At 61.5% G+C, this 23,049-nt stretch carries 32 protein-coding genes; 22 read left to right on the top strand and 10 right to left on the bottom strand.

Annotated features, from left to right (window positions below; genetic code table 11):
- Positions 1–7: 7 nt before the first annotated feature.
- The 18 genes from rpmC (at position 8) to rplQ (ending at position 9,939) form a co-directional block, all read left to right on the top strand.
- Positions 8–208, top strand: a complete 201-nt coding sequence (rpmC, locus tag M1D43_RS06655; RefSeq protein WP_003536529.1) for a 50S ribosomal protein L29 — start codon at positions 8–10, stop codon at positions 206–208.
- A gap of 13 nt (positions 209–221) precedes the next feature.
- Complete coding sequence (rpsQ, locus tag M1D43_RS06650; RefSeq protein ID WP_003536527.1) at positions 222–458, top strand: 30S ribosomal protein S17; 237 nt, start codon at positions 222–224, stop codon at positions 456–458.
- A gap of 178 nt (positions 459–636) precedes the next feature.
- Positions 637–1,005: a 50S ribosomal protein L14 gene (rplN, locus tag M1D43_RS06645; protein ID WP_003536525.1), complete on the top strand. Its 369-nt coding sequence runs from the start codon at positions 637–639 to the stop codon at positions 1,003–1,005.
- Between the two features lie 14 nt (positions 1,006–1,019).
- Positions 1,020–1,331, top strand: coding sequence for a 50S ribosomal protein L24 (gene rplX / locus M1D43_RS06640; protein ID WP_003536524.1), 312 nt, complete (start codon positions 1,020–1,022; stop codon positions 1,329–1,331).
- Positions 1,324–1,881, top strand: a complete 558-nt coding sequence (rplE, locus tag M1D43_RS06635) for a 50S ribosomal protein L5 (RefSeq protein ID WP_003536522.1) — start codon at positions 1,324–1,326, stop codon at positions 1,879–1,881. The genes rplX and rplE overlap by 8 nt, the downstream gene beginning before the upstream one ends.
- Before the next feature lie 34 nt (positions 1,882–1,915).
- The gene (gene rpsN, locus M1D43_RS06630; RefSeq protein ID WP_003536519.1) at positions 1,916–2,221 is read left to right on the top strand and encodes a 30S ribosomal protein S14; all 306 of its coding nucleotides are present in this window, start codon (positions 1,916–1,918) and stop codon (positions 2,219–2,221) included.
- 12 nt (positions 2,222–2,233) lie between these two features.
- Positions 2,234–2,632 (top strand): 30S ribosomal protein S8, encoded by a 399-nt coding sequence (gene rpsH / locus M1D43_RS06625; RefSeq protein WP_003536517.1) that lies wholly within the window; start codon positions 2,234–2,236, stop codon positions 2,630–2,632.
- Positions 2,633–2,672: 40 nt separating this feature from the next.
- Complete coding sequence (rplF, locus tag M1D43_RS06620; RefSeq protein WP_003536514.1) at positions 2,673–3,206, top strand: 50S ribosomal protein L6; 534 nt, start codon at positions 2,673–2,675, stop codon at positions 3,204–3,206.
- 12 nt (positions 3,207–3,218) lie between these two features.
- Positions 3,219–3,581, top strand: a complete 363-nt coding sequence (gene rplR, locus M1D43_RS06615; RefSeq protein WP_003536512.1) for a 50S ribosomal protein L18 — start codon at positions 3,219–3,221, stop codon at positions 3,579–3,581.
- A 133-nt stretch (positions 3,582–3,714) separates the two neighbouring features.
- Positions 3,715–4,284 (top strand): 30S ribosomal protein S5, encoded by a 570-nt coding sequence (gene rpsE, locus M1D43_RS06610; RefSeq protein WP_003536510.1) that lies wholly within the window; start codon positions 3,715–3,717, stop codon positions 4,282–4,284.
- A gap of 12 nt (positions 4,285–4,296) precedes the next feature.
- Entirely contained in the window at positions 4,297–4,500 is a 204-nt protein-coding gene (rpmD, locus tag M1D43_RS06605; RefSeq protein WP_003536508.1) for a 50S ribosomal protein L30, read from the top strand.
- Positions 4,501–4,513: 13 nt separating this feature from the next.
- Entirely contained in the window at positions 4,514–4,984 is a 471-nt protein-coding gene (rplO, locus tag M1D43_RS06600) for a 50S ribosomal protein L15 (protein WP_003536505.1), read from the top strand.
- 235 nt (positions 4,985–5,219) lie between these two features.
- Positions 5,220–6,560, top strand: coding sequence for a preprotein translocase subunit SecY (gene secY / locus M1D43_RS06595; RefSeq protein ID WP_498814155.1), 1,341 nt, complete (start codon positions 5,220–5,222; stop codon positions 6,558–6,560).
- The gene (locus M1D43_RS06590; RefSeq protein WP_153314742.1) at positions 6,557–7,135 is read left to right on the top strand and encodes an adenylate kinase; all 579 of its coding nucleotides are present in this window, start codon (positions 6,557–6,559) and stop codon (positions 7,133–7,135) included. The genes secY and M1D43_RS06590 overlap by 4 nt, the downstream gene beginning before the upstream one ends.
- A gap of 230 nt (positions 7,136–7,365) precedes the next feature.
- Positions 7,366–7,734: a 30S ribosomal protein S13 gene (gene rpsM, locus M1D43_RS06585; protein ID WP_003536498.1), complete on the top strand. Its 369-nt coding sequence runs from the start codon at positions 7,366–7,368 to the stop codon at positions 7,732–7,734.
- Between the two features lie 230 nt (positions 7,735–7,964).
- Complete coding sequence (rpsK, locus tag M1D43_RS06580) at positions 7,965–8,354, top strand: 30S ribosomal protein S11 (protein WP_003536496.1); 390 nt, start codon at positions 7,965–7,967, stop codon at positions 8,352–8,354.
- A gap of 103 nt (positions 8,355–8,457) precedes the next feature.
- Positions 8,458–9,468 carry a DNA-directed RNA polymerase subunit alpha gene (locus M1D43_RS06575; RefSeq protein WP_003536494.1) on the top strand — a complete coding sequence of 337 codons (1,011 nt, stop codon included), beginning with the start codon at positions 8,458–8,460 and terminating at the stop codon, positions 9,466–9,468.
- A gap of 45 nt (positions 9,469–9,513) precedes the next feature.
- Positions 9,514–9,939 carry a 50S ribosomal protein L17 gene (rplQ, locus tag M1D43_RS06570; RefSeq protein ID WP_003536492.1) on the top strand — a complete coding sequence of 142 codons (426 nt, stop codon included), beginning with the start codon at positions 9,514–9,516 and terminating at the stop codon, positions 9,937–9,939.
- Positions 9,940–10,414: 475 nt separating this feature from the next.
- On the opposite strand, the gene msrQ is transcribed toward rplQ, so the two are convergent.
- Positions 10,415–11,065 carry a protein-methionine-sulfoxide reductase heme-binding subunit MsrQ gene (gene msrQ / locus M1D43_RS06565; RefSeq protein ID WP_003536490.1) on the bottom strand — a complete coding sequence of 217 codons (651 nt, stop codon included), beginning with the start codon at positions 11,063–11,065 and terminating at the stop codon, positions 10,415–10,417.
- A gap of 2 nt (positions 11,066–11,067) precedes the next feature.
- The gene (msrP, locus tag M1D43_RS06560) at positions 11,068–12,009 is read right to left on the bottom strand and encodes a protein-methionine-sulfoxide reductase catalytic subunit MsrP (protein WP_153314738.1); all 942 of its coding nucleotides are present in this window, start codon (positions 12,007–12,009) and stop codon (positions 11,068–11,070) included.
- A 388-nt stretch (positions 12,010–12,397) separates the two neighbouring features.
- On the opposite strand from msrP, the gene M1D43_RS06555 reads away from it, so the two are divergent.
- The 4 genes from M1D43_RS06555 (at position 12,398) to M1D43_RS06540 (ending at position 16,787) form a co-directional block, all read left to right on the top strand.
- Positions 12,398–13,795 (top strand): DegQ family serine endoprotease, encoded by a 1,398-nt coding sequence (locus tag M1D43_RS06555; protein WP_003537883.1) that lies wholly within the window; start codon positions 12,398–12,400, stop codon positions 13,793–13,795.
- Positions 13,792–15,102, top strand: a complete 1,311-nt coding sequence (locus tag M1D43_RS06550) for a replication-associated recombination protein A (protein ID WP_014529704.1) — start codon at positions 13,792–13,794, stop codon at positions 15,100–15,102. Before M1D43_RS06555 ends, M1D43_RS06550 begins: the two co-directional genes overlap by 4 nt.
- Before the next feature lie 164 nt (positions 15,103–15,266).
- A complete protein-coding gene (sugE, locus tag M1D43_RS06545; RefSeq protein ID WP_153314736.1) occupies positions 15,267–15,581 on the top strand; it encodes a quaternary ammonium compound efflux SMR transporter SugE in 315 nt (104 codons plus the stop codon).
- A gap of 240 nt (positions 15,582–15,821) precedes the next feature.
- Entirely contained in the window at positions 15,822–16,787 is a 966-nt protein-coding gene (locus M1D43_RS06540; protein WP_015007803.1) for an IS110 family RNA-guided transposase, read from the top strand.
- Positions 16,788–16,916: 129 nt separating this feature from the next.
- On the opposite strand, the gene M1D43_RS06535 is transcribed toward M1D43_RS06540, so the two are convergent.
- The 8 genes from M1D43_RS06535 to M1D43_RS06500 form a co-directional block, all read right to left on the bottom strand.
- Positions 16,917–17,702, bottom strand: coding sequence for an ATP12 family chaperone protein (locus tag M1D43_RS06535; protein ID WP_027991268.1), 786 nt, complete (start codon positions 17,700–17,702; stop codon positions 16,917–16,919).
- Positions 17,695–18,360, bottom strand: coding sequence for an HAD-IA family hydrolase (locus M1D43_RS06530; protein WP_003537405.1), 666 nt, complete (start codon positions 18,358–18,360; stop codon positions 17,695–17,697). Before M1D43_RS06530 ends, M1D43_RS06535 begins: the two co-directional genes overlap by 8 nt.
- Positions 18,360–19,352 carry an RluA family pseudouridine synthase gene (locus tag M1D43_RS06525; protein WP_003537406.1) on the bottom strand — a complete coding sequence of 331 codons (993 nt, stop codon included), beginning with the start codon at positions 19,350–19,352 and terminating at the stop codon, positions 18,360–18,362. Before M1D43_RS06525 ends, M1D43_RS06530 begins: the two co-directional genes overlap by 1 nt.
- Before the next feature lie 38 nt (positions 19,353–19,390).
- The gene (gene crcB, locus M1D43_RS06520; protein WP_010969203.1) at positions 19,391–19,768 is read right to left on the bottom strand and encodes a fluoride efflux transporter CrcB; all 378 of its coding nucleotides are present in this window, start codon (positions 19,766–19,768) and stop codon (positions 19,391–19,393) included.
- 33 nt (positions 19,769–19,801) lie between these two features.
- Positions 19,802–20,635, bottom strand: coding sequence for an S-formylglutathione hydrolase (gene fghA / locus M1D43_RS06515; RefSeq protein ID WP_010969204.1), 834 nt, complete (start codon positions 20,633–20,635; stop codon positions 19,802–19,804).
- A gap of 16 nt (positions 20,636–20,651) precedes the next feature.
- On the bottom strand, positions 20,652–21,311 hold the full coding sequence (locus M1D43_RS06510; RefSeq protein WP_153314653.1) for a DUF1345 domain-containing protein: 660 nt from the start codon (positions 21,309–21,311) through the stop codon (positions 20,652–20,654).
- Positions 21,312–21,333: 22 nt separating this feature from the next.
- A complete protein-coding gene (locus M1D43_RS06505; protein WP_003537410.1) occupies positions 21,334–21,774 on the bottom strand; it encodes a YaiI/YqxD family protein in 441 nt (146 codons plus the stop codon).
- A gap of 73 nt (positions 21,775–21,847) precedes the next feature.
- Positions 21,848–22,975, bottom strand: a complete 1,128-nt coding sequence (locus tag M1D43_RS06500; protein WP_015007478.1) for an S-(hydroxymethyl)glutathione dehydrogenase/class III alcohol dehydrogenase — start codon at positions 22,973–22,975, stop codon at positions 21,848–21,850.
- Positions 22,976–23,049: the final 74 nt, after the last annotated feature.

Genomic DNA, 23,049 nt, shown 5'->3' with positions numbered 1-23,049 from the left:
GAAGCTCATGAAAGCCGCAGATGTTCGCGCTCTGAGCGCCGACCAACTCAAGGAAGAGCTTGCCAAGCTGAAGAAGGAGCAGTTCAACCTGCGCTTCCAGAAGGCGACTGGCCAGCTCGAGAAGTCTTCGCGTATCAACGAGGTCCGCAAGGACATCGCACGCATCAAAACCATTGCCCGCCAGAAGGCGGCAGAAGCCAAGGCCTAAGGACCAGAACAATATGCCGAAACGCATTCTGCAGGGCACCGTCGTCAGCGACAAGAACGACAAGACCGTCGTCGTCCGGGTCGAGCGCCGCTTTGCGCACCCGATCCTTCAGAAGACCGTTCGTCGTTCCAAGAAGTACAAGGCTCACGACGAGAACAATCAGTTCAAGGTCGGCGACCTCGTTTCCATCGAGGAATGCGCGCCGATTTCCAAGGACAAGCGCTGGACGGTCGTTTCCGCCCAGTCTTGATTTCTGCAGGTTTTGTCCGCCGGACCCTTGCGTCTCGGGCAAATATCTGTATGAAGCACGCAATTAAAGCCGAGGAACGCTCGAGTTCGAGCGTTCTTTTGCTTTGAGATGAGCACAATAAGCCGGGCGAGGGGGTTTCGACCCAACCGGCCTGGTAACAACAAGAAGGCGACCTGACATGATTCAGATGCAAACAAACCTCGACGTGGCGGATAATTCCGGCGCACGTCGTGTCATGTGCATCAAGGTGCTGGGCGGCTCCAAGCGCAAATACGCGTCGATCGGCGACATCATCGTCGTTTCGATCAAGGAAGCCATTCCGCGCGGCCGCGTGAAGAAGGGTGATGTCATGAAGGCTGTTGTCGTTCGCACCGCGAAAGACATCCGCCGTGCGGATGGCAGCGTCATCCGTTTCGACACCAACGCAGCCGTTCTCATCGACAACAAGAAAGAGCCGATCGGCACCCGTATCTTCGGACCGGTTCCGCGCGAACTCCGCGCCAAGAACCACATGAAGATCATCTCGCTGGCTCCGGAAGTACTCTAAGGGAGCGATCAGAGATGCAAAAGATTCGCAAAGGCGACAAGGTCGTCGTTCTGACCGGTAAGGACAAGGGCCGTACCGGCGAAGTCATTCAGGTCATGCCGAAGGAAGACCGGGCTCTCGTGCGCGGCGTCAACGTGGTGAAGCGTCACCAGCGCCAGACTCAGAACCAGGAAGCCGGCATTATCACAAAGGAAGCCTCGATCCACCTTTCGAACATCGCGATCGCCGATCCGAAGGACGGCAAGCCGACCCGTGTCGGTTTCAAGATCGATGGTGACAAGAAGGTCCGCGTGGCCAAGCGTTCGGGAGATGTGATCGATGGCTAAGTCCGCTTATGAGTCGCGGCTCAAGAAGGAATATGTAGAGCGCATCCGCAAGGCGATGCAGGAGCAGTTCTCCTACGCCAACGAAATGCAGATCCCGCGCCTCGACAAGATCGTCATCAACATGGGTGTTGGCGAAGCGACCGGCGATTCCAAGAAGCCGACGGTTGCTGCTGCCGACCTCGCTGCGATTGCCGGCCAGAAGCCGGTCATCACCCGCGCTCGCAACTCCATCGCGGGCTTCAAGCTTCGCGAAGGCATGCCGATTGGTGCCAAGGTTACCCTGCGCGGCGTTCGGATGTATGAGTTCCTGGATCGTCTCATCAACATCGCTCTTCCGCGTGTTCGAGACTTCCGCGGCCTCAATCCGAAGTCCTTCGATGGTCGTGGCAACTTTGCCATGGGCATCAAGGAGCACATTGTGTTCCCTGAGATCAACTACGACAAGGTTGATCAGATGTGGGGCATGGACATCATCGTTTGCACGACGGCAACTAACGACGACGAAGCACGCGCTCTTCTCAAAGAGTTCAACTTCCCGTTCCGTCAGTAATCCGTAACGGCAAGCGTAAAGAAGGATAACTGTTATGGCGAAAACGAGCGCAGTTGAAAAGAACAAGCGCCGCCGCAAACTGGTTGCCAATCACGCCGCCAAGCGCGCGGTCCTGAAGGCAATCATCATGAACCAGTCTTTGCCGATCGAAGAGCGGTTCAAGGCCACCCTCAAGCTGGCTGAACTGCCCCGCGATGGGTCCAAGACCCGCATCCGCAATCGTTGCGAAGTCACCGGTCGTCCGCGTGCCTATTATCGCAAGCTGCGCATGTCGCGTATTGCACTTCGCGAACTGGGCAATCTCGGCAAGGTGCCGGGCGTGGTCAAGTCGAGCTGGTAAGGAGACGGGTACATGGCAATGACTGATCCTTTGGGCGATATGCTCACCCGTATCCGCAACGGCGCTGCTCGCCGCAAGTCGAGCGTTTCGACGCCGGCTTCCAAGCTTCGCGCACGCGTGCTGGATGTCCTTCAGGCTGAAGGCTACATCCGCGGATACTCAGAAGTCGAATTCGGCAACGGCAAGGCCGAGCTGAACATCGAATTGAAGTACTACGAAGGCGCCTCCGTGATCCGTGAGATCGCGCGCGTCTCCAAGCCGGGCCGCCGGGTCTATGTCTCGGTCAAGTCCATTCCGCAGGTCGCGAACGGCCTCGGCATCACCATCCTTTCGACTCCGAAGGGCGTGATGGCCGATCACCAGGCACGCGAACAGAATGTTGGTGGTGAGGTTCTTTGCTCGATCTTCTAAGATCGAGCAGGATCTCCATAGCGAACAGACAGGTATAAAAATGTCTCGTATCGGTAAGAAGCCCGTTCAAGTTCCGGCAGGCGTCACGGCTAACGTGGATGGCCAGAAGGTAACGGCAAAGGGCCCGAAGGGCGAACTGTTCTTCGTCGCAAATGACGAAGTTTCGGTGAAGCTCGAAAACAACACGGTTGTCGTTCAGCCGCTCAACGAGAGCAAGGATGCTCGCGCAAAGTGGGGCATGTCCCGCACGATGATCGAGAACATCCTCAAGGGTGTGAAGGACGGTTACGAGCGCAAGCTCGAAATCAACGGCGTCGGTTACCGCGCGTCCATGCAGGGCAAGAACCTGCAGCTCGCGCTCGGCTTCAGCCACGACGTCGTCTACCAGACGCCGGAAGGCATCACGATCGCTGTGCCGAAGCCGACGGAAATCGTCGTTTCCGGAATCAACAAGCAGCAGGTCGGCCAGGTTGCCGCGGAAATCCGCGAATACCGCGGCCCCGAGCCCTACAAGGGCAAGGGCGTCAAGTATGCCGAAGAGCGGATCGTCCGCAAAGAAGGCAAGAAGAAGTAAGGATCACGCGAAATGGCTAGCAGGAAAGATACTCTTGTGCGTCGCGCCAGCCGCGTGCGCCGTCAAATCAAGGCGGTTGCCAATGGCCGCCCGCGCCTGTCGGTTCATCGCTCGTCGAAGAACATCTATGCGCAGATCATTGACGATGTTGCCGGCAAGACGATTGCCTCGGCATCGACCCTCGACACGGATCTGCGGTCTTCGCTGAAGACCGGAGCGGATACCGAAGCCGCTACGGCTGTCGGCAAGCTCCTGGCAGAACGTGCTTCCAAGGCGGGCATCAAGGACGTTGTCTTTGACCGTGGCGCCTTCATCTACCACGGCCGCATCAAGGCGCTGGCCGAGGCAGCTCGCGAAGGCGGCCTGAACTTCTAAGGTTCGTCGCCCGGGCAGCAATGCCCGGGCGTAACCCGGCTTCGCAAATCCCCGGCCGCTTCGATTTCCAAGGAAGCGAGGCGGCTTTCGTCAATCTGCCGATTGCACCCGGAAAAGAAAAAGGAAGAGGACAATGGCACAAGAAAGAAGAGGTTCTCGCGAAGATCGCCAGAACCGCGAAGAGCGCGACAGCGAGTTTGTCGATAAGCTCGTCGCTATCAACCGCGTCGCCAAGGTGGTGAAGGGCGGTCGTCGTTTCGGTTTCGCCGCTCTCGTCGTCGTGGGCGACCAGAAGGGCCGCGTCGGCTTCGGCCATGGCAAGGCACGCGAAGTGCCGGAAGCCATCCGCAAGGCAACGGAAGCCGCCAAGCGTGACCTGATCTTCGTACCGCTGCGCGGTGGCCGCACTCTGCACCACGACGTGCACGGTCGTCATGGCGCCGGCAAGGTGCTGCTGCGCTCGGCCAAGCCCGGTACCGGTATCATCGCCGGTGGCCCGATGCGCGCCGTCTTCGAGACGCTCGGCGTTCACGACGTCGTAGCCAAGTCGACCGGTTCGTCGAACCCCTACAACATGGTTCGCGCAACCTTCGACGCGCTCAAGAACCAGATGCACCCGAAGGATATCGCGGCACAGCGCGGCATGAAGTACGCCACGCTCCAGTCCCGTCGCGTTTCCGCCGGCGTTGCTTCCGAAGAATAAGGGAGCTGACAGATGGCTAAGAAGGAAGTTGCCAAGAAGACGGTTACCGTCGAGCAGATCGGTAGCCCCATTCGCCGTCCGGCCGTGCAGCGTCAGACGCTCGTCGGCCTGGGCCTCAACAAGATGCACCGGGTACGCACGCTGGAAGACACTCCGGCCGTTCGCGGCATGATCCGGGCCGTCCAGCACCTCGTTCGCGTCGTCGACGAGAAGTGAGGGGGATCGAGATATGAAACTGAATGAAATCAAGGACAACGAAGGCGCGACCAAAAACCGCAAGCGCCTGGGCCGCGGTATCGGCTCCGGTTCCGGCAAGACGGCCGGTCGCGGTGTAAAGGGTCAGAAGGCGCGTTCGGGCGTCGCGATCAACGGCTTCGAAGGCGGTCAGATGCCCATCTACCGTCGCCTGCCGAAGCGCGGCTTCAACAACATCTTCGCTTCGGAGTTCGTTGTCGTGTCGCTCGGCCGGATTCAGGCCGCAGTCGATGCCAAGAAGCTGGACGCATCCAAGACCGTTGATGCCGCTGCTCTCAAGGCGGCCGGCGTTATCCGCCGCGTCAAGGATGGTGTGCGCGTTCTCGCCGACGGCGAACTGAAGGCGAAGGTTTCGCTCGAAGTTGCCGGCGCCTCCAAGCCCGCGATCGAGAAGATCGAGAAGGCTGGCGGTTCCATCAAGCTGCTCTCCGCAGCCGCTGAATAAATATGACTGATGAACCGCCCGGGGTGCTTCACGCCGGGCGGTTTTGCTCCCATATGTGAGCCTCACGTCCAAGCGCAGCGAATCGCCTGCCGCGACGGGACATAACGGAAACCACGGTGAGGCATCCGATTGCAGCGACAATCGCCTCGTGCCTGGTTTTCAACGACGAAAACTGATTCCATCCGGAACGACCGGGTTTTCCCGTGTTTCCGAGACTTGGTACGCGGAGAATTGCATGGCTTCTGCAGCGGAACAGCTCGCCTCGAACCTGAATTTTTCGACTTTCGCCAAGGCGGAAGATCTGAAGAAACGCCTCTGGTTCACTCTCGGTGCGCTTCTGGTCTATCGACTTGGCACCTACATTCCGTTGCCGGGCCTTAACCCGGACGCATTCGCGCAGGCATTCCAGGGACAGTCGGGGGGCATCCTCGGCCTCTTCAACATGTTCTCGGGCGGCGCGGTCGAGCGCATGGCGATCTTCGCCCTCGGCATCATGCCTTACATTTCCGCATCGATCATCGTGCAGCTCATGACGTCGGTCGTTCCGGCGCTCGAGCAGCTGAAGAAAGAAGGCGAGCAGGGCCGCAAGGTCATCAACCAGTACACCCGCTACGGTACGGTGCTGCTGGGTGCGATGCAGGCCTACGGTATTGCCGTCGGTCTCGAAAGCGGCAGCGGCCTCGTCAACGATCCGGGCTGGTTCTTCCGGATTTCCACCGTTATTTCGCTGCTCGGCGGCACGATGTTCCTGATGTGGCTCGGTGAGCAGATCACGTCCCGCGGCATCGGCAACGGTATTTCGCTGATCATCTTCGCCGGCATCGTCGCCGCTCTGCCCTCGGCGCTTGCCGGGACCCTTGAGCTCGGCCGTACCGGTGCTATGTCGACGCCTCTCATCCTTGCGATTATCGTCATGGTCGTCGGCGTGATCGCGTTGATCGTCTTCGTCGAGCGCGCGCAGCGCCGCCTGCTGATACAGTATCCGAAGCGCCAGGTCGGCAACCGCATGTTCCAGGGCGACACGTCGCACCTGCCGCTGAAGCTCAACACCTCGGGTGTGATCCCGGCGATCTTCGCGTCGTCGCTTCTCCTGCTGCCCGCCACGCTTGCCGGCTTTGCCAACACCGCGACCATGCCCGGCTGGGCAACCGCGATCGTCGGTGCGCTCGCTCACGGTCAGCCGCTCTATATGATCCTTTACGGTGCGATGATCGCCTTTTTCGCCTTCTTCTATACGGCCATCGTCTTCAATCCGAAGGATACGGCCGACAATCTGAAGAAGCATGGCGGGTTCGTTCCAGGCATCCGCCCCGGTGAACGCACGGCCGAATACATCGATTACGTGTTGACGCGCATCACCGTCATCGGCGCGATCTACCTGGTCTTCGTCTGCATCCTGCCCGAGATACTCATCTCGCAGACAGGCGTGCCGTTCTACCTTGGTGGTACGTCGCTTTTGATTGTTGTCAGCGTGACCCTCGATACGGTAGCACAGATCCAGGGTCACCTCATTGCCCAGCAATATGAGGGACTGATCAAGAAGTCGAAGCTGCGCGGAGGAAAGAGGGGACGATGAGGCTAATTTTTTTGGGACCGCCGGGCGCTGGCAAGGGTACTCAGGCCAAGCTTCTGACGGAGAGATACGGCATTCCGCAGCTTTCCACGGGGGATATGCTTCGGACGGCGGTAGCTCAGGCGACCGAAGTCGGCAAGCGCGCGAAAGCCGTGATGGATGCCGGCCAGCTCGTCTCCGACGAAATCGTCAACGAGATCGTCTCCGACCGCATCGATTCTGCGGATTGCGCAAGGGGCTTCATTCTCGACGGCTATCCGCGCACGGTTCCGCAGGCCGTAGCGCTCGACCGGATGCTTGAGGAAAAAGGCCTGAAACTCGATGCGGTGATCGAGCTGAAGGTCGATGAGGCAGCCCTTGTGCGGCGCATGGAGAATCGCGTAACCGAAACCGTCGCGGCCGGCGGCACCGTACGCTCCGACGACAATCCGGAAGCATTCCGGCGTCGTCTGCAGGAATATCGGGAAAAGACCGCTCCGCTTTCGGAACACTACGCCCGAACCGATCGGTTGAAGACCGTGGACGGCATGGCGGATGTGCATACGGTTACCGCCGAGATCGAGAAGATTCTGGCATAGGCGCTGCCTTTGCCAAAATGGGAGCGCCGGGGAGTTGACTTTTCCGGCCGATTCCTCCAAAGACTGCGTCAACTCGCGACAAGAGAAGCGATCGGCGCGGTCTTCAACGAAATGAAGTCCGGGTACGGTCGTTTTTGACGTGTCTCGAACCTCAATCAAAGTGCGGCTCTTAAGGTCGCGTAACGAAGCACCTATTGCCTGTAGGCAACTGGAACGCAAGGAGAATAGACGTGGCACGTATCGCTGGCGTCAACATCCCGACCGCAAAGCGCGTCGTCATCGCGCTGACGTATATTCACGGGATCGGCACGAAATTCGCACAGGAAATCATCGAGAAGGTCGGTATTCCGGCCGAACGTCGCGTTCACCAGTTGACGGACGCGGAGGTCCTTCAGATCCGTGAAACGATCGACCGCGACTATCAGGTCGAGGGTGACCTGCGTCGCGAGACCTCGATGAACATCAAGCGTCTGATGGATCTCGGCTGCTATCGCGGTCTTCGCCATCGTCGCGGCCTGCCGGTGCGCGGTCAGCGCACGCACACCAATGCCCGCACCCGCAAGGGTCCGGCAAAGGCGATCGCCGGCAAGAAGAAGTAATTTCCCGAAAAGGGAAAACGGGAGGCTGGCGCACGCGCCGGCCTCCTTTTGCAGTTTGGGAAGGGCAAGTGTCCGACCAACGCGAGGACCGTTACCTGTTCCTCGGAATGCTCGCGAGGCCGGTGCGCCGGCTGTCGCGAATCGTAAGATGCAGGGCAGGGGACGACAAATCCTTTTCCCGGTGGAGCCGCTGGAATTACGGCGGTGCAGAGATCTAAGAAAGGGATCCTATGGCCAAGGAAGCCACCCGCGTTCGCCGTCGCGAGCGCAAGAACATTACGTCGGGCGTTGCACACGTCAACTCGTCGTTCAACAACACGATGATCACCATTACCGACGCGCAGGGCAATGCTATTGCCTGGTCGTCCGCCGGTGCGAAGGGTTTCAAGGGTTCGCGCAAGTCGACCCCGTTCGCCGCGCAGATCGCCGCTGAAGATTGCGCCAAGAAGGCCCAGGAACACGGCATGAAGTCGCTGGAAGTGGAAGTTTGCGGTCCGGGTTCCGGCCGTGAATCCGCTCTTCGCGCGCTCCAGGCTGCAGGTTTCATGATCACGTCGATCCGTGACGTGACCCCGATCCCGCACAATGGCTGCCGTCCGCGCAAGAAGCGCCGCGTCTGATCATCTGTATTCAACATTCCGGTGAGGACTTTCCGGTGTCCTCCCGGTCTTCGGGGCTCGGTTGTCACGATTGGATGGTGGCAACGAACGGAAGGCAGAAAACATGATCCAGAAAAATTGGCAGGAATTGATCAAGCCGAACAAGGTGGAGTTCGCCTCCTCCGGCCGCACCAAGGCAACGTTGGTCGCGGAGCCGCTTGAGCGCGGCTTTGGCCTGACGCTCGGCAACGCGCTTCGCCGCGTTCTATTGTCGTCGCTGCGCGGTGCTGCCGTAACCGCGGTTCAGATCGACGGCGTATTGCATGAGTTCTCTTCTATCCCGGGCGTCCGGGAAGACGTGACCGACATCGTGCTCAACATCAAGGAAATCGCCATCAAGATGGATGGCGACGACGCAAAGCGCATGGTCGTGCGCAAGCAGGGTCCAGGCGTCGTGACCGCCGGTGACATTCAGACGGTTGGCGACATCGAGATCCTCAACCCGAACCACGTGATCTGCACCCTCGACGAGGGCGCGGAAATCCGCATGGAGTTCACCGTCAACAACGGCAAGGGCTACGTACCGGCTGACCGCAACCGCTCGGAAGATGCGCCGATCGGCCTCATTCCGGTCGACAGCCTGTACTCTCCGGTCAAGAAGGTCTCCTACAAGGTGGAAAACACCCGTGAAGGCCAGGTTCTCGACTATGACAAGCTGACGATGTCCATCGAAACCGATGGCTCCGTCACCGGCGAAGATGCGATCGCTTTCGCGGCCCGCATCCTTCAGGACCAGCTGTCGGTCTTCGTCAACTTCGACGAGCCGCAGAAGGAAACCGAGGAAGAGGCAGTCACCGAACTCGCCTTCAACCCCGCGCTTCTCAAGAAGGTCGACGAACTGGAGCTTTCCGTCCGTTCGGCCAACTGCCTGAAGAACGACAACATCGTCTATATCGGCGACCTCATTCAGAAGACCGAAGCAGAAATGCTCCGTACGCCGAATTTTGGTCGCAAGTCGCTCAACGAGATCAAGGAAGTTCTCGCTTCCATGGGCCTGCACCTCGGCATGGAAGTGCCGTCCTGGCCGCCGGAGAACATCGAAGATCTCGCCAAGCGTTACGAAGACCAGTACTAACCTATTAGACTGCGGGCGGATGCCTGCAAGTAAAGGAGAATAGCCATGCGCCACGGTAAAGCCGGCCGCAAGCTGAATAGAACCGCCAGCCACCGCAAGGCGATGTTTGCCAACATGGCAGCTTCGCTGATCGAGCACGAGCAGATCGTCACGACCCTGCCGAAGGCCAAGGAAATCCGCCCGATCGTGGAAAAGCTCGTCACGCTCGGCAAGCGCGGCGATCTGCATGCCCGCCGCCAGGCGATCTCGCAGATCCGCGACGTTGCCGTCGTCTCGAAGCTGTTCGACGCAATTGCCTCGCGCTACGCCACCCGCAACGGCGGCTACCTGCGCATCATGAAGGCAGGCTTCCGCCAGGGCGACAATGCCCCGCTCGCCGTCATCGAATTCGTCGACCGCGACGTCGACGCCAAGGGTTCGAAGGACCGCGCCCGCGTTTCTGCCGAAGCTGAAGCAGCCGAAGCGGCCTGATTTCGTCAGAGCTGACCAAAGAATGAAAGCGGCCGGGTGATAATTTCACCCGGCCGCTTTTTCTCGTTCTATTGAAAGTGGAAGTAGGTCCTCATCCCTGTGCTTGTCGCAGGGAAGAGCGCTGCGTCTGCGGCGCTGAAGTCCTTTCAGCCCAAAGACTTGGGCTGGCTGGATTCCTGTGACAGGCACAGGAATGAGGGAGAGGGAGTGCGAGGGCGCAACGGAAACTTTCGCTTGCGGATATGCACGCCAACTCCGGACTTTCCACACCGGCTATGAGAAGTGGACTGTGCCTCTCCGCCCCCCTCATCCCTGTGCTCGTCACAGGGATCCAGCCAGCGCCGCGTCTGCGGCGCGGGAGAGCCTTTCAGCCCAAGGACGTGCCTGGGCTGGATACCTGTGACGAGCACAGGAATGAGGGTCGGGAGAGGTGTTGCGAGACCTTGGCCAATGCGGCGCTTCCCCACTGGCGCCTTTATCCCGCTCTGGCTTGCGACCGCATGGGTGCGGTGCCCTGTCGCCGCCACCGCAGAAACCGCTTTCTAACGGCGCGCCAGGCGACGAGGACCGCCACAAGGAAGAGATACAGCATTTGCTCGGGGCCGACGACCTTGACCGACATGGCGAAATGCAGCGCTCCGGCCGCGGCGATCACGTAGACGAGCCTGTGAAGCTTGTTCCATCGTTGCCCGAGGCGCCTTATCGACCAGTTGTTCGATGTAACCGCCAGCGGGATGAGCAGCACGAGGGCCGCCATGCCGATGGTGATGAAGGGACGACGGGCGATGTCGGCGACAATCGCCGGGAGAAGGAGCGTCTGGTCCAGCACCATATATGTGAGGAAATGCATCATCACATAATAAAAGGCGAGGAGGCCCAGGGCGCGGCGGTATCTGAGCCAGTTGACGCCGAACAGGTCGCGAATCGGCGTGATCGCCAGCGTGGCAATCAGAAAGCGCAGGGCCCAGATGCCGAGCAGGTGCTCGAATTCCTTGACCGCATTTCCGGGCAGCCGACCGGTGGCTCCCAGATAGAACCCCCAGACGGCCGGTAGGAAGCCGAGTATATAGAGCGCCCAGATCGAAGGGCCGTGCAATCGCTTCGGCAGGGCAGGAAGGCTCCGCATCCTCAGAAATTCACGCTGAGGTCCATGCCGGCGTAGAGGCTCGCGACGTCCTCTGCGTAGCCGTTGAAAGGGAGCGTATCGCGGCGGTTGGCGCCGAAGAAGCCGCCTTCACCGATACGGTTTTCGGTCGCCTGGCTCCAGCGGGGGTGATCGACGGCCGGATTCACATTGGCATAGAAGCCGTATTCACTCGGCCCGGCGAGATTCCAGGTGCACGGCGGCGGCGTTTCGGTGAGCGAGATGCGCACGATCGACTTGATTCCCTTGAAGCCGTATTTCCACGGGACCACCAGGCGGATCGGTGCGCCGTTCTGGTTCGGCAGCGTCTTGCCATAGAGCCCGACGGAGAGGATCGTCAGCGGGTGGCGCGCTTCGTCGAGCCTCAAGCCTTCCCGGTAGGGCCATTCCAGGGGCTGGAAATAACCGGACTGGCCCGGCATTTCCTCGGGCCGGACCACGGTCTCGAAGGCGACATATTTCGCGCTTCCGAGCGGCTCGACCCTGTCGAGGAGCGCGGCCAATGGAAAGCCGATCCAGGGAATGACCATTGACCACGCTTCGACGCAGCGCATCCGGTAAATTCTCTCTTCGAGAGGGAAGGCCAGGAGTTCCTCCAGGCCGAATTCCCGCGGCTGGCCGACCAATCCGTCGACCTTCACCGTCCAGGGCGCCGGCTTGAAGTTTGCCGAGTTGGCAGCCGGATCGCCTTTGCCCGTCCCGAATTCATAGAAGTTGTTGTAGGTGGTGGCGTCCTTTTCCGGCGTTGCGGGGTCATCGGCCCTGTACGTGCTCTTGGACGCCTCGAGTGCGGCCGCGCGGCTTGGCTTGGGTACGCTGAGGGCCAGGCTTCCGGCCGCGGCGGCGATGAAAGTCCGCCGATCCAGGAAGAAGCGCTCCGGTGTGATTTCGGCAGCGGCAATCTTCGGCGCGCGATAGCTGGGCATGGGGTCTCCTCGGTGTCATTCGACTTTTTCTAATACGCAAATGAGCAGAGTTTCGTTCACCGGAAAAGGCTGGCGAGACCACGTTTTCGTGCATGACTCGTGAACGTTGCCTGCGTCCTTGGGAGGCCTACAGCGCCGCGCGTCTTATCAGACGCGCAAAGGTCGCTGTAGCACTTTGAAGTGCTGCATGTCTTCGTCCTTAAATCGAGGTCAATTTAGGAGACATGCAGTAGGCCGAGCATCGGAGCGCAGTGTGTACTCCCATGAATTCCCTGATGAAACGATCCGTCCTTGCGGCTCCGTTACGCTGAATTGTCGGGCGGCAGGTTTGCCTTTTTCCGTGCGAAATCCTATCTGAACGTAGCAGCAACGAAAGGGAGAATGCTTCATGATCTTCGGCCATCGAGCTCTCGCGGCTCTCGCGCTTGCTGTTGCCATTTCGACACCTGCGATGGCCCAGGATGCCCGGACCGTGCCGCAGTCGCGGTCGGAGATGCAGCTCTCTTTCGCGCCACTCGTCAAACAGACTGCGAATGCAGTCGTGAACGTCTATGCCGAGCGCGTGGTGGAGCGCCGCTCGATCTTTGCCGGGGACCCTTTCTTCGAGGAATTCTTCGGGCAGCGGATGCCGAATCGCACCGAGAAGCAGTCGTCTCTGGGGTCGGGCGTCATCGTCGGCCGCAATGGCCTGGTCGTGACCAACAACCATGTCATCGAGGGGGCCGACGATATCAAGGTGGCGCTGGCCGACGGGCGTGAGTTTCCCTGCAAGATCATCCTGAAGGATGATCGCCTCGATCTGGCGGTCCTGAAAATCCAGTCGGACGGTCCGTTCGACATCGTCCCGATCGGTGATTCCGACGCGGTGGAGGTCGGCGACCTGGTGCTGGCGATGGGCAATCCTTTCGGCGTCGGGCAGACGGTGACGAGCGGCATCGTGTCGGCTCTCGCCCGCAACCAGATCTCCAACGGCGATTTCGGCTTTTTCATCCAGACGGATGCGGCGATCAATCCGGGCAATTCCGGCGGCGGCCTGATCAACATGAAGGGCGAGTTGATCGGCATCAATACTGCGATTTTTTCGAGAGGCGGCGGTTCCAACGGTGTGGGCTTTGCGATCCCCGCCAACCTGGTCAAGGTTTTCGTTGCCTCCGCTGAAGGAGGCAACGGCTCGTTCATCCGTCCCTTCGTCGGCGCGACCTTCGAGCCGGTGACCTCCGACGTGGCCGAGGCGCTTGGGCTTGAGCGGGCGCGCGGGGCGCTGGTGACGGCGGTCGTCGCAGGCGGTCCGGCCGAGAGCGCCGGCATGCGCCCCGGACAGGTGGTCACCGCCGTCAACGGCATTCCGGTCGAACACCCCGATGCGCTCGGCTATCGTCTGACCACCGTGGGGATCGGTCACGAGGCGCGTGTGACGATTTCGGAAAACGGCGGTGCACGCGAAATCACCCTCAAGCTTGAGCGGGCGCCGGAAACGCAGCCACGAGACGAACGGCTGATCGAGGGGCGCAATCCCTTCGCCGGCGCTGTCGTGGCAAATCTCTCGCCCCGGCTTGCGGACGAGTTGCGCATGCCCACGTCGCTGCAGGGCGTGGTCATCACGGAGATCAATCGCGGCTCGCCGGCTGCGCGTATCGGCCTGGAACCGAAGGACATCGTTCGTTCGGTCAACGGGACGGCAATCGACAGTTCGAAGACGCTGGAAAGCGTCGTCGCCGAGGATGCCTCCTTCTGGCGTGTCGAGATCGAGCGCAACGGTCAGATCATCCGTCAGTTCTTCCGATGAGCGACCTCTTCGCCCCCCATGAGCCTCCGGAAATGGCCTCGGCAAGGCCGCTTGCGGATCGCCTGCGCCCGCGCACGCTGGCGGAGGTGACGGGCCAGGAGCATCTGACCGGCCCGGACGGCGTACTCACACGGATGATCGCTTCCGGATCCCTCGGATCGATGATCTTCTGGGGCCCGCCGGGAACCGGCAAGACAACGGTTGCCCGCCTGCTTTCAGGCGAGGCAGGTCTCGCATTCGAGCAGATTTCGGCAATCTTCTCCGGCGTTGCGGACCTCAAGAAGGTGTTCGAATCTGCCCGCGCCCGGCGCATGTCGGGGCGCCAGACGCTGCTTTTCGTCGACGAGATCCACCGGTTCAACCGGGCGCAGCAGGACAGCTTCCTGCCGGTCATGGAGGATGGCACGGTCATCCTGGTCGGCGCCACCACCGAGAACCCGTCTTTCGAGCTTAACGCCGCGCTTTTGTCGCGGGCCCGCGTCTTGACGTTCAAGCCGCATGACGAAGCCAGCCTCGAGGAACTCCTGAAGCGGGCCGAGGCGGCCGAGGGCAAACCGCTGCCGCTGGATGACGAGGCTCGCGCCAGCCTGATCCGCATGGCGGACGGGGACGGCCGGGCGGTGCTGACGCTCGCGGAAGAGGTATGGCGGGCGGCGCGCCGGGAGGAGATATTCGATTCCGCCGGGCTTCAGGAGATCGTCCAGCGCCGCGCGCCGGTATACGACAAGGGCCAGGACGGTCATTACAACCTGATTTCGGCGCTTCATAAGTCCGTTCGGGGGTCCGATCCGGACGCGGCGCTCTATTATCTCTGCCGCATGTTCGATGCCGGGGAGGATCCGCTCTATATAGGCAGACGGCTCGTGCGGATGGCGGTCGAGGATATCGGCCTCGCCGATCCGCAGGCACTGGCGATCTGCAATGCCGCCAAGGATGCCTATGATTATCTCGGGTCCCCCGAAGGGGAACTGGCTCTTGCCGAGGCCTGCGTCTATCTCGCCACGGCGCCGAAGTCCAACGCGGTCTATACCGCCTACAAGGCGGCGATGCGCGCGGCCAAGGAGAACGGATCTCTGCTGCCGCCGAAGCACATTCTCAACGCTCCGACGAAGCTCATGAAGGGGGAAGGCTACGGCGAGGGCTATCGCTACGATCATGACGAGCCCGACGCATTTTCCGGCCAGGATTATTTCCCCGAGAAGATGGGCAGAAAGACCTTCTACGACCCTCCGGAGCGCGGCTTCGAACGCGAGATCCGCAAGCGGCTGGAGTGGTGGAACAAGCTTCGGCGCGACCGGAATTCGTGAGGGCCGATCCAGCTCTGTCACTCCAGCAGGCCTGCCTTACCACAGGATGCCTTGCTGTCCGGATGAGCCCGTGGCATAGAAGGATCACATCGCAGACGGCTGCACGGATCGAACAGATCCGAACTTCCGCGGGGACGGCCTCGCTCCATATGAAGGAGTTGGAAATGGCCTGGTTCACGCTGTTGCTCGCCGGAATTCTCGAAATCGGCTGGGCGATCGGTCTCAAATATACGGATGGATTTACGCGGCTCACGCCGACTGTGCTGACGGTCGGGTCGATGATCCTGAGCGTCGTTCTGCTCGGAATAGCGGTGCGTTCGCTGCCGCTCGGCACGGCCTATGCCGTGTGGGCCGGGATCGGTACCGTCGGTACGGTCATTCTCGGCATCATTTTGTTCGCAGAGCCCGCAACTGCGATGCGCCTCGGCTGCATCGGCCTCATCGTCGCGGGCATCGCCGGTCTGAAGCTCGTCGGCTGACGGGTTCGACTGCTGAAATTTTGCCCCTCATCCGCCTGCCGGCACCTTGCATAAGAAATGTTGTAAAGGATTCGGTATGCCTTTGGCCGGGCGGCCGCCCGGCCAAAGGCGCCGACCGTCGGATCGCCGGCACCAGAACCTTTGGGGGTTACGGAGAAGCAGGATCGCGGTCGGTTCCTCATCGTGGCCCGAATGGTTGCTGGAACAACCTGGTTCGTATGCAAGGCAGGGACGACAAGGATGACCGAGATTAGCATGAAAGCGGCCGGTATTGATACCGGGAAGACATGGCTTGATGTCGCCACCTATCCGGTGAGCGACAAACAGAAAGTGCCCAACAACGCCGACGGCTGGCAGACGCTGGCTGACTGGCTCGAGCGGCAGGGGATCGGACGGGTCGGGATCGAAGCGTCCGGCGGATATGAGCGCGACGTGATTGCGTATCTGCATCAGAGAGGCTTTGAGGTCGTCCTGCTGCAGCCGCGGCAAGTGCGCGCTTTCGGCCTCTATAAGCTGCGCCGAGCCAAGAACGACCAGCTCGACGCCGCGCTGATCGCCGAGTGCGCTGCCCGTTCGGATGCGCGATGCCATGCGCCGGATAGCCGGCTGATCGCGTTTGGCGAATGGCTGCTGTTCATCGAGCAGATCGAAGCCGATATAGCCTGCCTCAAGACCCGCCGCGAGCGTTTCACCGACAGGCGGATCCTCGAGGAGATCGATCGTTCCATCGGTGAGCTCAAGAGCCGTTGCAAAGCCCAGCTCGCGCTGTTGCAGGCCGCTGTCCGCGAGCATGACGATCTCGCCCGGAAGCTTGATCTGATCGAAAGCATCGACGGCATCGGCATCCGTACGGCACTCACCCTGGTCATTCTGATGCCCGAACTCGGCAGGGTCGACCGTGAGGAGATCGCCGCGCTGACCGGCGTGGCGCCTTATGACGACCAGAGCGGCAAGCGTGAAGGCGAGCGCCATATCGCCGGCGGACGGGCGCGCGTCCGCAGGGCCCTGTTCAATGCCGCCTTACCGGCGTCGCAGCGCTGGAACGAGACGCTGGTTGAGCTCTACGACCGTCTCACCGCAAAAGGCAAATCCCACAAAGCGGCGCTCATCGCCTGCGTCCGCAAACTCATCATCTTCGCCAACACCGTCGTCAAGCGCCAAACCCCATGGACGAAAAGCGCGCCACAACAAAATTCTTGCGCTTAGTCTAATGGTTGCGCTTCTCCCCGTTTTAGACGGGGAGAAGGAACAAGCCGTTGGCGCAACGAGTCCCCTTCGCCCCGCTGGCGGAGAGAAGGTGCCGGCAGGCGGATGAGGGGCGAGCCACCCTCATCGTCACTTCAGCGCGTCGAGCACGACCGCGGCAGCCAGCATTTCCCGCCAGCGGTTTTCGCGCCGTCTGAACGCCTCTTCGTCTGTTCCCCACTGTTCGATCTGCCAATCCTCGTCGACATGAGCGGCAGCCCATGCCTGTTCGGCGGAGAGCCTGCCCATGGCGAGGGCAAGGGCGAGCAGCGCGGATCCTGTCAGGCTGGTGACGGTGTGCAGGCAGGCGAGGCCGAGGGGTGTCGCAAAGCCGCGCAGGCCTTCGGCAAAGGCCGAGACCGCCTCCGCCGGTTGTTCCTGATGGATGACGCCTTCGACGAGAATGAACCGGGCGCCGAGCGTCCGGGCGGCCCAGTCGATTATCGGATTCCAGTGTTCGTTCTGCCGAGCGACGAGTTCCTTCGGGCTATCGGCCCGATAGCAGAGGAGATCGCTGCCGACAAAACGGAGAATGTCGTCGAAGACCGCACGATCGTCGAGCGCAACTCCGTCGATCGCGGTGTTGACGATCCGCGTGAGCGGCATCGCCGATGGATCGATGACTTCGGTCTGGGCGTCCCACTCGGCTGCCAGCAGCCCTGCGAGCTTTTCGGTAGGAACGGTGAACGCCCGTTTGGCCGGTGTGCGCACCGACCTTCCGTCGAGAAGCACGGCGTATCCGCCGTCATCCGCCGGTGCGGCGCTCGCCTGCTTGTAGAAGCGTTTCGGCAGCGGTTTCTGCATCTGGATCTGGGCCCGGCGCACGGGATCGTCGTGGCTCAGCGCACCACTCAGTTCGTCGCGAATATCAGGCATGGTTGCGGTCCATCCATTCGATTATGTCTGCCGGCACGCGGGCGATGTGATCCGCGCCGGATACCATCAGCTCCGGCACACTGGCGTAACCCCAGGCGACGCCCAGGGCATCGGCGCCGGCGGCCTTCGCCATCTGCATGTCATAGATCGCGTCCCCGATCACGATCGTGTCGCGGGGATCGACTCCGGCTTCCGCGCAGCACTCCATCACCATGGCGGGATGCGGCTTCGAGGGGCAGTCGTCCGCAGTGCGGGAGACGAAGAAAATCTTGTCGAATCCATGCGTCGCCGCGATATGCGTCAGACCTCGCCTTGATTTGCCGGTGACGGCACCGATCAGCAGTTCGTCGCGTCCGGCCAGAGTCTGCATCATCTCCGCAATGCCCGGAAACAGCGCTTCGCTGCAACCGGGCTCGCCTCGTACCGAAGCGAATATAGATTTGTAATGCGCCGTCATTGCGGTCGCCCGGTCGTCGACGTGTTCCTGCCCCATGAGCCGGGCAATCGCGATATCGAGGGTGAGGCCGATGATCGCCTTGGTCGCGTCCGATGTCGGGCGATCCAGATCGAACGCCTCGAAGGTGCGGGCCATTACCTCATGGATCAGTCCCGCGCTGTCGACGAGCGTCCCGTCGCAATCGAAAAGGACGAGCTTCATCACTCTTCCTCGCCGGCGGCGTTCTCGTCGAAGCCGAGCAGGTTCCAGCTCTGCACCATGTGCTGGGGCAGGGGAGCGGTGATCTTCAGCCGCCCGCCGTTCGGATGCGGAATGTCTATGTGCCGCGCGTGAAGATGCAGCCGGTTCTGCATGCCGCCGGGGAAGGTCCAGTTGACGTCGGCTTCGAAGTATTTCGGATCGCCGATGATCGGATGGCCGATATGGGCGGCGTGGACGCGCAGCTGGTGCGTGCGGCCGGTGTAGGGTTCCATTTCCAGCCAGGCGAGGTTCTGACCGGCTTGCTCGACGATCCGGTAATATGAGATGGCGTGGTCGGCGCCATCCTCGCCGTGCTTGGCAATCCGCACGCGGTCGCCATCGGGCGTGGGCTCCTTTACGAGCCAGGTGGAAATCTTGTCTTCCCGCTTGCGCGGCACGCCCCTGACCAGGGCCCAGTACGTCTTCTTGGTGTCGCGCTCGCGAAACGCCGCGGTCAGCTGTTGCGCAGCCCCGCGCGTGCGGGCGACGACAAGTACACCGGACGTATCACGATCGAGACGATGGACGAGGCGCGGCTTTTCGCCCTTCTGGCTGGTCCAGGCCTCGAGCATCTTGTCTATATGCCGGTTGACGCCCGAGCCGCCCTGAACGGCAAGGCCGGCCGGTTTGTTGAGCACGATGACCTTGGCATCCTCATGCAGCACCATGCGCGACAGAAGCTCGCCGTCCGGCGATTGGCGCAGGTCACGACCTCCGATCGGCCCGGATTTCGCTTCCTTCGGATCGACGCCCAGCGGCGGAATGCGGATCGTCTGACCGGGTTGTATGCGCGTGTCGGATTTTGCCCGCGCCCCATCCACGCGGATCTGTCCGGAACGCAGCAGCTTCTGCAGCGGACCGAAGCCCAGTCCGGGGAAATGCACCTTGAACCAGCGGTCGAGACGCATTCCCGCTTCGTCGCTGTCCACCTGCCTGTGTTCTATGCCTGCCATCTTGCAGAAATCCGCCTTCTTTTCCTTAAAGGCTGGCTTTAGACCATTGCGCGCATCAGGGCCAGCCCGGCGAACACGGCAAGCATCGAAAGACCGACGCTCGCCACGATATAGGCGAGGCCACTCATCGTCTGCCCGTGTTCGAGAAGGGCGATCGCGTCGAGCGAAAAGGCCGAGAACGTCGTGTAGCCCCCCAGAACGCCGGTGATCAGGAACACGCGCATTTCCGGCGAGGCACCCATCTTGTGCATGATGAACTCCGCCAGAAAACCGATCAGAAAGGAGCCAGTGACGTTCACGAACAGCGTCCCCCAGGGAAAGGCGGGACCGGCGCGCTGCAGCATCCAGAGGCCGACGAGGTAGCGCAGGACGGAGCCGAGGGCGCCGCCGGCACCGACGAGGAGGATATGGTTCATCAAATCGTTCCGATCCGAGAAGGCTGCATCATGTCAGCCGAGCCTCTCGGCGTGCCACCTGAGATGGTCGTCCATGAAGGTCGAGATGAAATAATAGGAATGGTCGTAACGCTCGTGCATCCGGAGCGTAAGCCCGATGTCCGTTCCTTTGACGGCTTCTTCGAACAGCCAGGGGCGCAGACCGTTTTCGAGGAAGCTATCCGCCTTGCCCTGGTCGATCAGGAATTCCGGGAAGCGGGCGCCGTCCTCGACGAGGGCGCAGGCATCGTATTCCCGCCAGGCGGCCTTATCGGGGCCGAGATACTTCTCGAAGGCACCGACCGACCAGTCGGCGGAAGACGGCGCGACGATCGGCGCGAAGGCGGAGCAACTCTTGAAACGCTCGGGGTGCTTGAGAGCGACCGTCATGGCGCCATGCCCCCCCATCGAGTGGCCGAAGATACCCTGGCGGCCCATATCCACGCGGAAATGCTGGCCGACGAGGGCCGGGAGTTCTTCTGTGATATAGCTGTACATCCGATAGTGCTCGGCCCAGGGCTTCTCCGTTGCATCGAGATAGAAGCCGGCGCCCTTGCCCATCTGCCAGTTGGTGAGCTCATCGGGAACATCCGCTCCTCTTGGGCTCGTATCCGGGCAGACGATGATGAGCCCCAGCTCCGAGGCCATACGCCGGTACTCGCCTTTCTCCATGACATTGGCGTGGGTGCAGGTGAGGCCGGAGAGATACCAGAGAACGGGGCGAGGCTCCGTGATCGCCTGCGGCGGGACGAAGACGGCGAAGGTCATTTCGCCTTTGCAGGCCGTGGAATCATGAGCGTAGACGCCCTGCATGCCGCCGAAGGCCGTGTTTTGCGAGATTACTTTCATTCTTGGCTCCTGAATTTCATGGGGTGGCGCCTGCAAGCTGAACCGCGGCATTGACGGCGGCGGCGACGAGCACCGTGTTGAAGAAGAACGAGACGATCGCGTGCATCAGGTTGACGCGGCGCATCGCCGTTGTCGTGATGGCGACGTCCGAAGTCTGCGCCGTCATCCCGATGACGAAGGCGAAATAGAGGAAATCGTATCCGCCGGGGCTGTCGGTCTCCGGGAATGCAAGACCGCGCGCTGCGGGATTGCTGGCGGGATCATTGCGGCCGGCAAGCCAGTAAAGATGAGCATAATGCAGCGCCGCCATGGTGTGGATCGTCGCCCAGCCGAGCGCAACCGCTGCGAAGGCGATGGACAGCCCCACAGTGCCGCCGCCCCCGGCGCGGTTCAGCGCGAGGAACAGGGCCACCAGCGAAGTTGCCGCGGCAACGAGCGTCACGAGAAAGATGATCGGCTCCGGCTCGCCCGTGTCGCGCGCATTGGCCTCGAGATAGCTGCCGGTCAGTTTGGGAAGCCGCAAAGCCGTGATCGACAGATAGATAAGGAAAAAGAGGATGGCGGCGACCTCGATTGCTTCTGCGCGGAAGAATGCAAAACCGATCGGCAGGCTGAGCAACCCGCCCGTCAGGGCGAGATAGAACGGCCAGTGCCGCAGGCCTGACTTCCGATCCATTCGCCGCCTCCGTTCGCCGGTTCTACCTTTTTACCCGTCGGCAGAGTCGGTCAAGCGTTTCGAGAAAGGCGGAGCGGTCGCGGGAGGTGAGGGCGGCGTTGTAGCCTTTGCTTTCCCCGGTCTCCCTGAGATGGGCCGAGAGGTCGCGCATCGCGGATGCCATGCCGATGTTGGTCTCGTCGAAGACGCGCCCGGTCGGACCGGTGACGAGTGCCCCGGCGCCGACGCAGCGCACGGCAAGCGGCACGTCGGCAGTGACGACGATATCGCCGTCCTTGGCGCGTTCGGCGATCCAATCATCCGCTGCGTCGAAACCGGCCGACACGATGACGTTGCGAACCATCGGATCGCGCGAGGGACGCAGGCCGGAATTGGCGACGAAGGTCACCTCGAGACCATGGCGCTCGGCCACCTTCAGGATTTCCGGCTTTACCGGGCATGCATCGGCATCGACATAGATCATCGAGTAGTTTCCGGCGGGAGAAAAAGCGCCGGATTCAATGATCTCCGGCGCTTTCCTGAGTGAGATTGCGAACTCAGTAGACGACGACAGAGCGAATGCTCTCGCCGGAATGCATGAGCTCGAAACCCTTGTTGATGTCCTCGAGCGGCATGGTGTGGGTGATCATCGGATCGATCTCGATCTTGCCCTCCATGTACCAGTCGACGATCTTCGGCACATCGGTGCGGCCGCGCGCGCCGCCAAACGCGGTGCCCATCCAGGTGCGGCCGGTGACGAGCTGGAACGGCCTGGTCGAAATCTCCTGGCCGGCGCCGGCGACGCCGATGATCACCGACTTGCCCCAGCCGCGATGCGAGGCTTCGAGCGCCTGGCGCATGACCTTGGTGTTGCCGGTGCAGTCGAAGGTGTAGTCGGCGCCGCCGATCTGGTCGGCACCGCGCTTCGTCAGGTTGACGAGATAGGGGACGATGTCGTCGCCGACCTCCTTCGGATTGACGAAGTGGGTCATGCCGAACTTTTCGCCCCAGGGCTTCTTGTCGTTGTTGAGGTCGACGCCGATGATCATGTCGGCGCCGGCAAGGCGAAGCCCCTGGATGACGTTGAGGCCGATGCCGCCGAGACCGAAGACGATGGCGGTGGCGCCGATCTCGACCTTGGCGGTGTTGATCACCGCGCCGATGCCGGTGGTGACGCCGCAGCCGATATAGCAGATCTTGTCGAAGGGGGCGTCCGGATTGACCTTGGCGAGCGCGATCTCCGGCAGCACGGTGAAGTTCGAGAAGGTCGAGCAGCCCATATAATGGTGGATCTTGTCGCCGTTGATCGAGAACCGCGAGCTGCCGTCCGGCATCAGCCCTTGCCCCTGGGTGGCGCGGATGGCGGTGCACAGATTGGTCTTGCGGCTGAGGCAGGAGGGGCAGGAGCGGCATTCCGGCGTATAGAGCGGGATGACGTGGTCGCCCTTCTTCACCGAGGTGACGCCGGGGCCGACATCGACGACGATGCCGGCGCCCTCATGACCGAGGATCGCCGGGAACAGCCCCTCCGGATCGGCGCCCGACAGCGTGAAATCGTCGGTATGGCAGATGCCGGTCGCCTTCACCTCGACCAGCACCTCGCCGGCCCGCGGGCCTTCGAGCTGCACGGTCATGACCTCCAGCGGCTTGCCGGCTTCCAAGGCCACGGCGGCGCGTACGTCCATTTCTCTACTCCATCAACTAAGAACAACGAGGCGGGGCGACCGTCATATCGCGCCGGCCGCCGCCGGCAAGAGGA

This window comes from Ensifer sp. R1-3 (genome assembly GCF_056739175.1).
The sequence above is the reverse complement of the archived record's forward strand: the minus strand, read 5'-3'. Positions and strand labels throughout refer to the sequence as shown.